Source organism: Streptomyces sp. bgisy027 (genome assembly GCF_057710365.1).
The window spans coordinates 140,989-154,681 of the sequence record NZ_JBYIVZ010000002.1; the positions used below are offsets into that span (position 1 = coordinate 140,989).

Consider the following 13,693-nt stretch of genomic DNA (forward strand, 5'->3'; position numbering starts at 1 on the left):
TCCCCGGCTCAGCCGGCCAGGAACTTCCGGTACCACGGCGCGTGTTCGGCCAGGCTCTCCGCGAACCCCGCTCCGGGGTCGACGCCGACGCCGGCCCAGAAGCCGTCGTCCGCGAACCAGTGGTCCACGGCGAGCATGCCGAGGTGGTGCAGTGCGCGCGGCTGCCCGGCGAGCCGGTCCCGCGCCTCGTCGATGTCCACGGCGGCACCCGGCAGCCGCAGCCCGAGCCGGCCCGCCACGGTGTCGAGGAGTTCCGAACAGTCCACCGGCTGCGAGTGGTTGACGTGGTGTACGCCCACGAGGTCCCGGTCCGACAGCCCGGCGGCGACCACCGCGCGCCCCAACGCCCGCACGTCGACCGCGGAATGCCGGGCCGCGCACTCCTTGAGCCCCGCCGACAGCACGCCCAGCAGCGCGGCGAGCCCGGGAACCACCCAGTGGTCGCCGGCCCCGAGGACGAGGTGCGGGCGCAGCACGGCCCCGCCCGCGTCCAGCACATGCCGCTCGGCGGCGGCACGGGAACGGCTGGTCGGCGAGGCCGGCGCGAGCGGCAACTCCCCCGGCAGGGCACCGGTGAAGGGCCCGCGGCCGTACACCGCGGCCGTGCTCACGTACACGACCCGGCCCGCCCCGGCACGCGCCGCCTCCTCGACGAGGGCGCGGGTGCCGTGGTCGTTGACGGTCTCGTTGCGCCGCTCGTCGTCACCGATGTACGAGGCACAGTGCAGGACGACGTCGACGCCGTCGCAGACCCCGCGCAGCGACTCCGGGTCGGCGAGGTCCCCCCGTACGACGTCCGCCTGAGGGGCGCCGCCCGCCGACGGGCGGGCGGGATCGCGCAGCAGCAGCCGGACCCGGGACGGCGTGACACCGCTCGACTCCCCGAGGGCGGCGAGGACATGCCGGCCGATGAAGCCGCTTCCTCCGGTGACGAGGATGCGTGCTGACACGGTGGGTTCCTCCCTCTCGGCCGACGGTCCGTTCGTCACCGTCAGCGCTCGGCGCCGGGCCCGCCGCGAAAGCCGCAGCGGTCGAGGGGCGGTACGGCGGACTCCGACGCCGCGACCGTCACGGTACAGCGGAAGACCTCGCCCTCGTCCTGGAGGCCGCGCACCCTGACCGTGCTCGGGTCGGGGTCGCCCTCGGTCAGGGCGTCGGCCTCGATCCAGCAGGGGCTGTCGAGTTCGGCGTACCGGGAGAAGACCATGTCCATGTCGGTGACGACCATCCGGCCGGGGAAGAGCGAGAAAGCCGTCGCGGCCTGCCGGGCCGCCTCCAGCAGGACGAAGCCCGGCACATGGTCGTCGGGCCGCCGGAACAGGGTGGGATGCGCGGTGTTGACCCGGAGCTGCCAGGCCCCGGGGCGCGGGGACGGGGCCAGGACGACGGCGGCGGCGTCCTCACGACCGACCGCCTGCGGCGGCAGGCCCGGCAGCAGCGGCACCGGACAGCCGGTCAGGAACAGCCGCTCACCGCGCAGTCGGCGGTAGGCCCGTTCCGAGACGCAGTCGAGCCGTCCGTCGGCGGTGGCGACGACCCGGCCCTTCCGGCGCAGCACCATGGCGCACCGCATGCCCGCCAGCCGCCGGCCCCGGCGCCGTACGTCGCCGCAGGTGATGTCGGCGACGACGTCCTCGGACGCGTCGTCGAGCAGCATCCTGGCCGGCGAGGTCGAGTACCGGATGCGCTGCATCACGAACCGGTCCCCGACGGGCACCGCGAACGCGGCGTGGGCCAGCAGCATCGAGCCCTGCCGCAGGGTCTCCGGTATCAGCAGCGGGTCCTGGAAGCGCCCGGCCACCTCGGAGAAGAACCGGTGCCTGCGCGGCCATCGTGCCCTGACCTGGAAGTGGGTGTCGTCCAGCCGGCGCCAGGCCACCGGGAAGGCGTCCCGCGGGTCCGGCCGGTGCACCTGCTCGCCGGTAACCCCCGTGTGCCATGCGACCGTTGCAGGGACGGGCCGGACAGCCTCTGTGGTTTGCTCGTCCCGTGCGGTTCCGTCGAGAGATCGCACCCGGTCCATGGCTCCCCCCGAGCTCATTCGCCAGAGCGAGTCACCCCCGCCCGACGAGTAACATACGTGTGATCCGGTTTTCTTTTCAATACGCGGCGTAATGCGCTTCATGCACACGGTGGAGGGACCCATGGCCCAGCAGGACCGTGCGATCAGGACCCGGCGTTCGATCCTCGAAGCGGCCGCGAGGGTGTTCGGCGAGCGCGGCTACGCCTCGGCCACGGTGGAGGAGATCCTCAACCGCGCGGGCGTCACCCGGGGCGCCCTGTACTTCCACTTCTCCTCCAAGGAGGAGGTCGCGCTGGGCGTACTGGAGGCCCAACTGCCCCTCGACCGGCTCCCCGAGAGATCCAGCAAGCTCCAGAAGCTCGTCGACCACGGCATGGTCATGGCCCACCGGCTGCAGCACGATCCGCTGGTGCAGGCGGGCGTCTCCCTCGCCCTTGACCAGGGCGCACGCGAACTGGACCGCGACGCCGCGTTCCGTGCCTGGACCGAACAGCTGGAGCAGATCCTCACCGAGGCACGGTCCCAGGGCGAACTCCTGCCGCACATCGACGTGACCGACACCGCCGAGTTCCTCACCGGCGCCTTCGCCGGCGTCCAGGCGATGAGCCAGGCCGGCTGCAACCGCGCCGATCTCGGCCGCCGCGTCTCCGTCCTGCTGCGGCACGTCCTGCCGAGCATCTCCACGCCGGCCCTGCTGGCCGCCCTCGACCTCTCGCCGGACCGGGGCGAGCGCGTCTTCGAGGAGTACGAGGCGAACTCCCCGGCACCCGCCGCGTCCGTGACGCAGGGTTAGCGAACGCACACCGGTGACCAAACCGATCGGTCTGGTCGCTCGGAACTCCCCTCTCACGACTCACCGGCCCGAATCGGCCGTACCCGCCCCGCTTCCGTACAGTCGTTCCAGTTCGGTCGTCCGCCCCGGCCACGAAAGGAACCACCGTGCGGCTGCGCTGTGCTGTGCTCGACGACTTCCAGGACGCGGCGACGAGAGCCGCCGACTGGTCGCCGCTCGCGGACGACGTGGAGGTCGTCCCCTTCACCACCCACCTCCCCGACGAGGACGCGCTGGCCGCGGCCCTCGCCGACTTCGACATCGTGGTCACACTGCGCGAACGTGTCGCCTTCCCCGCCGCACTGCTGGCCCGGCTCCCCCGGCTGCGGCTGCTGATCGCCTCCGGCATGCGCAACACCGTCATCGACTACGCCGCCGCCGAGGCGCACGGCGTCACCGTCTGCGGCACGGCCAGCTCCTCCGCACCGCCCGTCGAACTCACCTGGGCCCTGCTGCTGGGCCTCGCCCGCGGCCTCGTCCAGGAGAACGACGCGCTGCGCTCGGGCGGCCCCTGGCAGAGCACGGTCGGCGCCGACCTGCACGGCCGCCGCCTGGGCCTGCTCGGCCTGGGCAAGATCGGCAGCCGGGTCGCACACATCGGCCTCGCGTTCGGCATGCACGTCAGCGCGTGGAGCCAGAACCTCACCAAGGAGTACGCCGACGAGGTGGGCGTCCATCTGGCTTCCTCCAAGGAGGAGTTGCTCGCCGAGAGCGACTTCGTCTCCGTCCACCTCGCCCTCGGCGACCGCACCCGCGGCCTGCTCGGCGCACCCGAACTCGCCCTGCTCAAGCCGACGGCGTATCTGATCAACACCTCACGCGCGGCGATCGTCGACCAGGACGCCCTGCTGGCCGCCCTCGACGAGGCCCGGATCGCGGGAGCCGGGGTGGACGTCTTCGACGTCGAGCCGTTGCCCGCCGACCACCCGATGCGCACGGCCCCCCGCCTGCTGGCCACCCCTCACCTGGGCTATGTCTCGCAGGCCAACTACGCGACGTACTACGGCCAGGCGGTCGAGGACATCCAGGCCTACCTGGCGGGTTCGCCGGTACGCCGGCTGCCCTGACACCCGGGTCAGGCGCTCTCGGCGCCGGTCGACAGGGCTCGGCCCGACCGGCGTGCGAGGACGAGGCCCGTTCAGGACCGAAGCGCTCGGCGAACAGCCGGACCGGTTGTTTTGTGGGACCGGTTGCCGTGCGCGGAGGCTGATCGACCCGGGCGCCGGTCGCGGAGCGGCTTTCTCCTACGCGTACCGGTAGATCCGGGACACGTCCTCCAGGTCGTCCGGTGTCACGTCCCACGGCGGGAGCCGTTCGTGCCGGGCGACGATCCGCCGGTACTGGACGCTGCCGCGGCCGGGCGGCCTGTCCGGCAGGTAGCGGTGGTTGCGATGGCGTTGCTGCCACCGGGTCCACTGCATGTCGATGAAGGCGTGGTGCAGCCAGAACACCGGGTCGTTGACGGAGGCGCCGCCGAGCATGGCGCCCCCCACCCAGCGGTGCACCCGGTTGTGGTTGCGCCAGGACTCCGGGCCGCGGCCCCAGCCCTCCAGCTTGTTGCGGAATCCCCTGCTCACCGTCGAGTTCCAGGGCTCGACGTCGTACACGGGGTCGTCCAGCGCCTGCTTCAGATCGGCCTTGGTGGGCAGGCCGATCGGGCTGCGGGAGCGGCCCAGGTCCCGGGTGAGGAAGTCGCCCGCGGTGACGCTGGCCCTGATGGTCCAGTCGCCCGTCGCCCGGGCGAACGGCCCGGTCATCACCTGCCGGTCGCCGGGCCGCCCGTTGCCGCCGAGCAGATCGTCGGTCCAGGGCAGCGAGTTGGTCCCGCGGTCCTTCGTCCAGTCCCAGTACGGCACCGTCACCGAGTCGTCGACGCGGCGCAGCGCGTCCTCCAGGTCCAGCAGGAACATGCGGTGCCAGGGCAGGAAGGAGGGCGTCATGTGCGCGGCCCGCAGGCCCCGGTCGCCGTCCCCGACGAAGTGCGCGATGTGCAGCCGTACGAACTCGTCGTACTCGCCCCGCCGCTTGACCGTCAGCATTGCCTCGACGAACCGCCGGCGCTCGGTGCGCGTCAGCTTGCTCACGTTCTTACGCACGTACACCATGCTGTGCCTCCCTGTGCGGATGTCCGCCGCCGAACGGCCCGGGAGCCAGCTGGCGCAGCTGTCCGCGGGGCCCGAGCTCGTCGACGGCCGCACGGGTCGCCTCCAGCGGGGTCCCGTACCAGCTGTAGTGGTCGACCATGCTCAGCCAGGTGCCGTCGGCCCGGCGCATCAGATGCAGCGGCCGGCCGTCCACCGTGACGTGCCAGGCGACATCGAGGGCGCTGAGGCCGCCGTGGGAGACCGGACTGCCCTGGATACGGCGGCCCCGGTAGGTCTCGTCGAAGGGACCGCCGCCGGGCGGCCGGTCGGCGGAACGGGAGGGCCGGGAGGCGGTGATGACGGGGGCCAGCGCCAGGGCGGACGAGGCCAGCAGCAGCCGCGCCGCCTCCCGCCGCGTCCAGGCCCGTGACCCGCTGCCCGCGGGGGCGTTGGAGCCCGGGACCCCGCCCACCGGAACCCCACCTGCGCTGACGGCCATCGCTCACTCCTCGTACGGTTCGGTCTTCGTACGAGTAGCAGTTCCGGGCGCCGAGCCGTCCGCACCGAGGCATCCGTACGGCCGTGTCGCCCCGGCTGCAGCAATGGTCAGCTTGTCCAGAAGTCCCACCACCGGGTCAGGATCAGCATGCCGACGACGCCGATGTGCAGCACCGGCAGCACCCAGGTGAACTCCTCGAAGAAGGCCCGCACCGGACGCGGCGCGGGCAGGAAACCGGCCCGCACGACGAGGGACGTCACGTACCAGAACAGCGGGATCGTCGCGAGCCAGGCCAGAGCGCACCACAGGCACAGGGCGTTGATGCGGTACAGGGACTCGAACTGGAGCCAGGAGACGAACCCGACCCCGAACAGACAGCCGGCCGCGAAGGTCAGCCAGTACCAGCGCGGGAAGGTGACCCCGGTCAGCAGGCTCACACCGACGCAGATCACGATGCCGTAGGCCACCAGGCCGAGCATCGGGTTGGGGAACCCGAAGGCCTCGGCCTGGTCGCTCTCCAGCACGCTGCCGCAGGACACCACCGGGTTCAGACTGCAGCCCGGGGTGAAGTCGGGGTCCTCCAGCAGCTTGAACCTGTCGAGGGTGATGACCCAGGAGGCCACCAGTCCGGCCGCCCCGCAGATCACCACCAGCAGGGCGAACGCCCGGCCGGCACCGGCACGTGAGTTAGGGACCACCGCGCGACCTTATCGGCGGCCCGCGGCACCTTCCGGCACGCTCGCACCCGACCGGCCGACGACCATCGGGCCCGCCGCCCGAACGGGGGATCGTGGCGACGCGGTCAGCGGTAGACCCGCAGATGGTCCACGTCGAAGGTGACCGGGTCCGGGCCGCAGGGCGCCGGGTGATGCTCGCCGGCGCTCAGCGACAGGTTCAGGATCAGATACGCCGACCAGTCATGGCCGACGCCGGTGTCGTCGGCGAAGACCCGCTCGCCGTTGACGAACCACTCGACGCACCGTGCGCCGTAGCGGGTGCCGATGGTCACCCAGCGGCCGGGGGCGACCGCGTCCGCGTCGGTGAAGTACGTCGCCGCGTGGTTGACGTGGTTGGACAGCTCCAGCAGGTGCGGGTTGTCCGGGTGGTACTCGAAGCTGTCGACCTCGTTCTCGCCGTCCTTCCAGGTCCACAGCGCGGGCCAGGCCCCCATGCCCGAGGGCAGCCGGACGCGGGTCTCGACGAGGTCGCCGGTGCGCACCCGGAAGCCCTCGTCGGAGTACTCGGTGGTGAGCAGCCCGGTGCGCCAGGCCGGTCGGCCGTTCTCGAGGGGGCGGCCGTCGGGGGTGGCGGTGAAGGTGGCCACGCCGTCCGAGACGGTGATGCAGGCGGGGTCGAGCCAGTCGAGCTTGTTGTCGTCCGGGTTGTGGTCGCAGTAGCGGAACGCGCTGGTGCGGTCGCCGACCCAGCGGGCGCCCCAGGCGATGGGCGCGTCGAACTCCTCCGCCCAGATCAGCGATCCGGGCGGGGTCCGGGGCGGCGTAGATTTATCGCCGCCGGTGAACATGTCGAGGAGAGCGCTGAATTTCATATTTCCGATCATGCAGGTGGTCCCGCCGATCCGGAAGCACCATAGGATGAATTACTCCGAGGACCAGACGCCAATCCCTCCGAATGCCTCTGCACATTACATTCTTCACCTCGCCGACTTTCACGCGTATGGAGTAACGCGTCGCTTTTGCAGTGCCGATGGACTGCTATGTTCTCCAACCGTCGGATCAGAGGTACTTTCAAGCGAGGTGAATCATGAAGAAGGCAGTTTTCACCACTGCGGCGTTGGCGATCGGTGCGGGTCTTGTGGGCGGTTCCGCTGTCGCGGCGTCGGCCGCCGTCGGCGGTGGTTCGGGACTTCCCAGCAGCCCGCTCGGGCTCATGTCCCCGACCAAGGTCACCCCGGCGGTCGTGCCGGCCGCCGACACGGTGACGCGGCTCGCCCGTGACGGCGGGGTCGCCAAGGGCAGCGCGTTCGACAAGAACAGCACGAGCCCGATGTCCGGCATCTACCTGGACGGCATGGACCCGGGCGCCGTCAAGAAGCCCACGATTCCGGTGAAGAACCCGGCCGGCAGCGGCTCCGTGCAGGTCCGCCCGCTGAAGGCGCCGACCGCCGCCGGTCTCGGCACCCTGCTCCCCGGCAAGTGACGGCCCGGCATCCTTACGAGTCGGCCGTACCGGCGAAGGCCGGACCCGGAATTCCCCATCTCTGATCCGGTTCTCGGCGGCCGGAGACCGTCGGCAGGCCCGGACGCTGGATCCGGACCCGCAGTTCCAGATCCGCGCGCGGCGGGCCCGCCGGCCCACCGGCACCCGTGAACCATCGTCCGGCCCACCGGCCTTCCCCTCGCCGGTGGGCCGGACGTATGTCGGCGGCCGTCCTGAATCTATTCGGATGCACCGGCCGCCATTCTTGGGGAGAGCCCGTTCCGGCAATGGACGGAAACCCGTGTCCACCGCATGGCACACCACGTTGCGCCATCCGATGGAATCTGCCCGCGTTTGAATGTTCCCGCCGTGACTTATGCATGCATATACGGGTTTCCTTTTCGTAAGCGTGCGCAACCGTGAATTCAGGAAGGAACCGAGTTGCCCAAGAAGTTCGCGGTCATCACGGCCCTCGCCCTCAGCACCGTCGTCAGCACCGCCGGCATCGCCTCCGCGGGCGGCTACGGCAACGGCGACAGCAGCAACGGCACCAGCGGCACCACCACTACGGTCAAGGGCGGCAGCGGCTTCTCCGCCTCCCCCGTCGTCGTGAACGAGCCGCAGCAGGGTGTCCTCGTCATCAACGGCACCTTCATCGACGGCCGCTGCGTCGCCCCGTGGTCCAACGGAGCCGTCCTCGGTGGCGTCGCGGCGCCGAACTCGCACTACGCCGCCTGCAACACGGAGAAGGTCGACCAGCAGCAGAAGGCCCCGTACGTCGCGGGCTTCCTGTTCTGAGCATCGCCCCGAGCATTAGCAGGTGAATCCCCCAACGCAGCCCCGAAAGGCGCTCCCCATGCGTAACAAGGTTACGGCCATTTCCGCCCTCGCGGCAGGCATCGCCCTCGCGGCAGGCGGCACCGCCGCGGCCGACACCAACGTCACCCGGGTCGAGGGTGGCAGCGGCTTCTCGGCGTCCCCGGTCGTCGTGAACGCCCCGCAGCAGGGCCTTGTGATCGTCAATGGCACCGTGGCCGACCTCCGCTGTGTCGCCCCGTGGTCGAACGGTGCCGTGCTGGCCGGCGTCCCCGCGCCGAACTCGCACTACGCCGCCTGCAACACGGCGACGGTCGACCAGCAGCAGAAGGCCGCCTACAAGGGCGGACTGCTGTTCTGACTCCTGCTTCGAGCAATTCGAAGCAGGTACCCCCCATCGCAGCCCGGAAAGGCTCAACTCATGCGCAACAAGGTTATGGCTGTTTCCGCCATTGCCGCAGGCATTGTCCTCGCGACCGGTGGCGCCGCCGCGGCCGACACCGAGACCACCACCGTCAAGGGCGGTAGCGGCTTCTCGGGGTCCCCGGTCGTCGTGAACGACCCGCAGCAGGGGCTCGCCATCGTCAACGGTGCCGTCATCGACGGCCGTTGCCTCGCCCCGTGGTCGAACGGCGCCGTCCTCGGTGGCGTCGTGGCGCCGAACTCGCACTACGCCGCCTGCAACACGGCCAAGATCGACCAGCAGCAGAAGGCCCCGTACATCGGCGGCTTCCTGTTCTGATCAGTCCTTCACTCGATGGCGGTCCGCCGGATTCCCGGTGGGCCGCCATCGGCGTTCCTCGCCGCGTTCCAGGCAAAAGCTGTGGGCCCCGTCCGCCTCGGAGAGCGGACAGGGCCCACAGACATTTCGAGAGCGCCGGCAAGGAGGAAAGAGCGCCCATTCACATGGACCAACGCGACCATCTCACCCGTGGTCACCCGGAGTCGTCCGTTCGGCCCAACGAGGCCGCCGAAAATCACACTCCGTCACATCCGGCGGGCCGGACATGGCGAAGGGCCGGCTCCGCGGGATGCGGAGCCGGCCCCGAGCGCGAGCCGATGGGCCGCGAACTCACCTGTTGAGCGGAAGTCCACCGAGCAGCTGGCCGTCGACGGGGTTCGGCAGCGTGCCGCCGAAGACGGGGGTCTTCACCATGCCCGAATCCTTCACGCCGGTCTTCACCTTGTCCGCCGTGCGCTTGACGTTGTTGCCGACGTAGCCGGTCGGCAGCTTGGCGGCGGTGGGGAGGCTACGGGCGACCGTCTTACCGTTGTCGACGAGGCCCTGCCCCGACATGTCCACCGCGGAGGCGGGGACAGCGGCGCCGGCAATGGCAATGGAGCCGGCGACTACGGCAGCAGCCTTCAGGTTCTTCATCGTGGTCCTTTCCAGGTAAAACCGGTCCTCGTTCTCCCGGGCTAACGAGAGGGGGACCCCCCGGGAAACTCTGCGCTCTCAAGTTGCAGGAACTCATACGAAAAGACCCGTTGCGCCGGGCATTGCCGGCACAACGGGTCACAAGGTTCAGGCTACGGGCAGTTCGCGGTCGAGCTGCGTGGCGACCTTGACGTTCACGAGGGACGTGAGCACGTTGTCGGCGCTGGTGTCGACCTCTTCCTGGGAGCCGAGGGAGGTGAGCGCGCTCAGCAGGTCGCTGAGCGTCTTGCCGAGCACGCCGAGGGCGTCCGAGGTGAAGTTCGTCGTCTGGGAGGCCGACTCACTGGTCTGCGTGGTCGTCGTACCGGTCGATGTCCCGGTGGCCGTCTCGGTCGTGGCCACGGTCGTCGTCTCCGCCGTGGCCTCCGCGATTGCCGCTGCCGCCTCGGCGAGCGCCTCCTTCTTGGCCGCCTCGACCTCCTTCAGGGCCGCGTCGATCTCTTTCTGGGCCTCGGCGAGGGCGTCCGTTCTGGCCTGCTCGGCATCCTTGCGGGCCTGCTCGGCCTCCTTCAGGGCCGCGTCGATCTCCTTCCGGGCCTCCGCGAGGGCGTCCATTCTGGCCTGCTCGGCATCCTTGCGGGCCTGCTCGGCCTCCTTCAGGGCCGCGTCGATCTCCTTCCGGGCCTCCGCGACGGCGTCCGCGAGCTCCTTCGCCTCCGCCTCGGTGAGCGGGTCGTCGTCGGCGTAGACCGAGCTGTTCAGCAGGTGCGTCACCGGGGTCAGTGCGGTGCCGAGGCCGGCCAGGGCCGGGGTCTGACTTCGGACGGCCGTACGCCCGGAGTCCGGTGGGGCGGCGAGCGCCGGTGCGGCCGCCGTGCCCAGCAGGAGTGCCGCGCACAGGGCGGAAGTGGCGAGGTGCCGGGTGTTCGTTGAAGGCATGGAGTTCACCTCGAAGTGAGTTTTCGGATCGTGCGATCACCGTTAAACCGGCACGGCGCGCCCGCAACCGCTCACCACTCCGAACAGACCATTCTGAAAACCACACCGGACGACGACTCCGAACGGGTGGTCCCGCACGGGAAACAACCCGGAAAACGCTGCCGCTCCAACACTGTTGACCGGATAGAAGATAAATATGGATAAGTGGCTGGTACTGCTTATCTGCTGAACCCACGAAGCCGGTTGAAGCGCAGACCCTCTCGAACAGGCGCGGGATCTTACATCGGGAACGCGAGCCACACATCGTGTTACTGGTTCGGACTCATTTCTTCGGAAGGGCAGCTTCGGTCATGCGCATCGCGCCGCACATCCTGCATGTCGCCCAGCCCGTCGAGGGGGGTGTGGCGCGGGTCGTGACGGACCTGGCCGCGGCACAACTCGCCGCGGGGCTGCGGGTGAGCGTGGTCTGTCCGAGGGGCGGCACGCTGGCCTACGACGTACGCGCGCTGGGCTGCCGGGTCCTGCGCTGGGACGCGACCCGCTCGCCGGGGCTCCGGCTGCCGGGCGAGGTACGGCGGCTGTCGCGGCTGGTGCGCGACGTGCGGCCGGACCTGGTGCACGCGCACAGCGCGAAGGCCGGGCTCGCGGCGAGGCTCGCGGTGCGCGGCGCCCTGCCCACCGTCTTCCAGCCGCACGCCTGGTCGTTCGAGGCCGCCGACGGAGCCGTCGCCCGGGTGGCGCTGGCCTGGGAACGGTTCGGGGCGCGCTGGGCGAAGCGGGTGCTGTGTGTGAGCGAGGCCGAGCGGCGTACCGGATACCGGGCCGGCATCTCCGCCCGCTGGCAGGTGGTCCCCAACGGCGTCGACACCGACCGGTTCCGGCCGGAGGGGGAGAGCGCGCGCTCCGGTGCGGGGCCGCTCGTGGTGTGCGTGGGGCGGCTGTGCCGCCAAAAGGGTCAGGACGTGCTCCTTCGGGCCTGGCCCGAGGTCGAGCAACAGGTCCCCGGGGCACGGCTGGTGCTCGTGGGTGACGGCCCGGACACCGGGCGGCTGCGCGCGTCGGCGCCCGCGTCGGTGCGGTTCGCCGGCGGGACGCCGGACGTCGCCGTCTGGTACCGGGCCGCCGATGTCGTGGTCCTGCCGTCCCGCTGGGAGGGCATGGCGCTCGCCCCGTTGGAGGCCATGGCGTGCGGCCGGCCGGTCGTCGTCACGGACGTGGACGGGGCCGCCGAGAGCCTGCCCGCCGCCCATCGGCCGGACTGCCTGGTGCCGTCCGAGGACCCCGGGGCGCTGGCGCGGGCGCTCACGACGCTGCTGCGGGACGAGCCGCTGCGCTCGGCGCTCGGCGCGCAGGGCCGCTCGCACGTGCTGCGCGCGCACGATCTGCGCCAGACCACGGACGCGGTGACCGACGTGTACCGCGAGCTGCTCGGTCTCACCGCCACGCAGATGTCCGGATCCGACGAGGGCAGAAAGTGCATCACCACATGACCGCGGAAAGTACTGTCGCCTCGCCCGCGGGGCCGCAGGCCCCCGGGGGCGCCGTCTCCGTCCTCGCCCCCCGTGGCCAGGCCGCCGGACGCCGGGGCGGCGCCGGGCGGGGAGCCCGCCGTCCGCGCCCCGCCGCCCGCAGCTTCCGGACGGCCCTGTGGCTCGTCGACGGGGGCGCGGCCCTCCTGGGGGCCCTGATGCTGCCGGCGCCGCACAGATATCCGCTGGTCGTCGCCCTGCTCGCGCTCGGTGTGCTGTGCCTGAACCGGCGGGCGTGCCTCTACGACACCTCCGCCGTCACCGGCGTGCTCGACGAACTGCCCGCCGTCTGCGCCCGGATCGCCGTGGGATGGGCCGCCGTAGCGGCGCTCTCCCCGCTGCGGTCCGTCCCGTTGGCGGTGCTGGCCGCCGCGGTCGCCGTGCACTGCGCGGCCGCCGTCGCGGGGCGCGCGGCCGTGCACGGGCTGCGACGCCGGGCGTTGCGGCGGCGGCCCGGCCCGGTGCTGGTGGTCGGCCCGCTCGCGGCGACGCGGCGGGTGTCGGCCGCGCTGCTGCGCCGACCGGCCTGCGGTGTGAGGCCGGTCGGCCTCGTCGCCGACGACCCGGAGGTCCTCGGCGAGAGCGACGACGAGCTCGGGCCGCCGGTGCTGACGACCGCGCTGGAGGCGCGGCGGGCGCTGGTCCGCAACGGTGTGCGCACGGTCCTCGTGGTGGGGGCCGCGACCCGGGTGGAGAAGGCGGCCGTACTGCGGGCGCTGGCCGCGCACGGGTGCGCGCTGTGGGAGCTGGACGCCGATCCGCCGTCGTACGGCGTGAGCGGGAACCGGGCGGGGGCCGGTCATCTGGCGGGGTTCTCCGTCCGGTTGCTGCGGCCGCAGGGTGCGCGGCGGCACGGCAGCGCGGGCAAGCGGGCACTGGACGTGCTGCTGTCCGGTGCGCTGCTGGTGCTGGTCGCGCCGGTCCTGCTGACCTGTGCGCTGGTGCTGCGGGTCCTGGACGGGCCGGGTGTGGTGTTCCGGCAGGAGCGGATCGGCAAGGACGGGCGGCCGTTCACGATGCTGAAGCTGCGCACCCACCGGCCCGCCAGCGCGCACGAGGCGGCGACCCGCTGGAGCGTGGCCGACGAGCAGGACATGAGCCGCTTCTGCCACTTCCTGCGCCGCACCTCGCTGGACGAACTGCTCCAGCTGTGGAACGTCTTCCGCGGCGACATGAGCCTGGTCGGGCCCCGGCCCGAACGGCCCTTCTTTGTCGCCGAGTTCAGCCAGGCGCATCCCGGCTATCCGGCGCGGCACCGGATGCGGACGGGGATCACCGGGCTGGCGCAGGTCCACGGGCTGCGCGGGAACACCTCGATCGAGGACCGGTGCCGCTACGACAACGCCTACATCGACAACTGGTCGCTGTGGCAGGACATCTGCATCCTGCTGCGCACGGCGGCCCAGTTCGTACGGCCGACGGGGAGCTGAGCC

General features: G+C 71.4%; 16 protein-coding genes. 8 read left to right on the forward strand and 8 right to left on the reverse strand.

Annotated elements, in window-relative coordinates:
- Nucleotides 1-8: 8 nt before the first annotated feature.
- A complete protein-coding gene (locus tag AC3ETA_RS02630) occupies nt 9-950 on the reverse strand; it encodes an NAD-dependent epimerase/dehydratase family protein (protein WP_432191162.1) in 942 nt (313 codons plus the stop codon).
- 41 nt (nt 951-991) lie between these two features.
- Nucleotides 992-2,023 (reverse strand): ScbA/BarX family gamma-butyrolactone biosynthesis protein, encoded by a 1,032-nt coding sequence (locus AC3ETA_RS02635; RefSeq protein ID WP_432191163.1) that lies wholly within the window; start codon nt 2,021-2,023, stop codon nt 992-994.
- A gap of 121 nt (nt 2,024-2,144) precedes the next feature.
- Here AC3ETA_RS02635 and AC3ETA_RS02640 point away from each other — a divergent pair, with 121 nt between their 5' ends.
- On the forward strand, nt 2,145-2,816 hold the full coding sequence (locus AC3ETA_RS02640; RefSeq protein ID WP_432191164.1) for a ScbR family autoregulator-binding transcription factor: 672 nt from the start codon (nt 2,145-2,147) through the stop codon (nt 2,814-2,816).
- Nucleotides 2,817-2,962: 146 nt separating this feature from the next.
- A complete protein-coding gene (locus AC3ETA_RS02645) occupies nt 2,963-3,922 on the forward strand; it encodes a D-2-hydroxyacid dehydrogenase family protein (RefSeq protein ID WP_432191165.1) in 960 nt (319 codons plus the stop codon).
- Between the two features lie 177 nt (nt 3,923-4,099).
- Here AC3ETA_RS02645 and AC3ETA_RS02650 read toward each other — a convergent pair whose 3' ends face one another.
- The 4 genes from AC3ETA_RS02650 to AC3ETA_RS02665 form a co-directional block, all read right to left on the reverse strand.
- Nucleotides 4,100-4,960 (reverse strand): tyrosinase family protein, encoded by an 861-nt coding sequence (locus tag AC3ETA_RS02650; RefSeq protein WP_432191166.1) that lies wholly within the window; start codon nt 4,958-4,960, stop codon nt 4,100-4,102.
- Complete coding sequence (locus AC3ETA_RS02655) at nt 4,944-5,438, reverse strand: tyrosinase family oxidase copper chaperone (RefSeq protein WP_432191167.1); 495 nt, start codon at nt 5,436-5,438, stop codon at nt 4,944-4,946. The genes AC3ETA_RS02650 and AC3ETA_RS02655 overlap by 17 nt, the downstream gene beginning before the upstream one ends.
- A 107-nt stretch (nt 5,439-5,545) precedes the next feature.
- Nucleotides 5,546-6,136: a vitamin K epoxide reductase family protein gene (locus tag AC3ETA_RS02660; protein ID WP_432191168.1), complete on the reverse strand. Its 591-nt coding sequence runs from the start codon at nt 6,134-6,136 to the stop codon at nt 5,546-5,548.
- Nucleotides 6,137-6,240: 104 nt separating this feature from the next.
- Entirely contained in the window at nt 6,241-6,987 is a 747-nt protein-coding gene (locus tag AC3ETA_RS02665) for a glycoside hydrolase family 16 protein (RefSeq protein WP_432191169.1), read from the reverse strand.
- 215 nt (nt 6,988-7,202) lie between these two features.
- On the opposite strand from AC3ETA_RS02665, the gene AC3ETA_RS02670 reads away from it, so the two are divergent.
- From AC3ETA_RS02670 to AC3ETA_RS02685, 4 genes are all read left to right on the forward strand, one after another.
- Nucleotides 7,203-7,598, forward strand: coding sequence for a hypothetical protein (locus AC3ETA_RS02670; RefSeq protein ID WP_432191170.1), 396 nt, complete (start codon nt 7,203-7,205; stop codon nt 7,596-7,598).
- Nucleotides 7,599-8,039: 441 nt separating this feature from the next.
- Entirely contained in the window at nt 8,040-8,396 is a 357-nt protein-coding gene (locus tag AC3ETA_RS02675; RefSeq protein ID WP_432191171.1) for a hypothetical protein, read from the forward strand.
- 58 nt (nt 8,397-8,454) lie between these two features.
- Nucleotides 8,455-8,775, forward strand: coding sequence for a hypothetical protein (locus AC3ETA_RS02680; RefSeq protein WP_432191172.1), 321 nt, complete (start codon nt 8,455-8,457; stop codon nt 8,773-8,775).
- A 60-nt stretch (nt 8,776-8,835) separates the two neighbouring features.
- Nucleotides 8,836-9,156 (forward strand): hypothetical protein, encoded by a 321-nt coding sequence (locus AC3ETA_RS02685; RefSeq protein ID WP_432191173.1) that lies wholly within the window; start codon nt 8,836-8,838, stop codon nt 9,154-9,156.
- Between the two features lie 330 nt (nt 9,157-9,486).
- Here the strand turns inward: AC3ETA_RS02685 and AC3ETA_RS02690 are convergent, their stop codons facing one another.
- Together AC3ETA_RS02690 and AC3ETA_RS02695 are read right to left on the reverse strand one after the other, a co-directional pair.
- Nucleotides 9,487-9,792 carry a hypothetical protein gene (locus AC3ETA_RS02690; protein WP_030949944.1) on the reverse strand — a complete coding sequence of 102 codons (306 nt, stop codon included), beginning with the start codon at nt 9,790-9,792 and terminating at the stop codon, nt 9,487-9,489.
- A 147-nt stretch (nt 9,793-9,939) separates the two neighbouring features.
- Nucleotides 9,940-10,731 carry a F0F1 ATP synthase subunit B gene (locus tag AC3ETA_RS02695; protein WP_432191174.1) on the reverse strand — a complete coding sequence of 264 codons (792 nt, stop codon included), beginning with the start codon at nt 10,729-10,731 and terminating at the stop codon, nt 9,940-9,942.
- Nucleotides 10,732-11,081: 350 nt separating this feature from the next.
- On the opposite strand from AC3ETA_RS02695, the gene AC3ETA_RS02700 reads away from it, so the two are divergent.
- On the forward strand, nt 11,082-12,221 hold the full coding sequence (locus AC3ETA_RS02700) for a glycosyltransferase (RefSeq protein WP_432191175.1): 1,140 nt from the start codon (nt 11,082-11,084) through the stop codon (nt 12,219-12,221).
- Nucleotides 12,218-13,690 (forward strand): exopolysaccharide biosynthesis polyprenyl glycosylphosphotransferase, encoded by a 1,473-nt coding sequence (locus tag AC3ETA_RS02705; RefSeq protein WP_432191176.1) that lies wholly within the window; start codon nt 12,218-12,220, stop codon nt 13,688-13,690. The genes AC3ETA_RS02700 and AC3ETA_RS02705 overlap by 4 nt, the downstream gene beginning before the upstream one ends.
- The last annotated feature ends 3 nt before the right edge of the window (nt 13,691-13,693 follow it).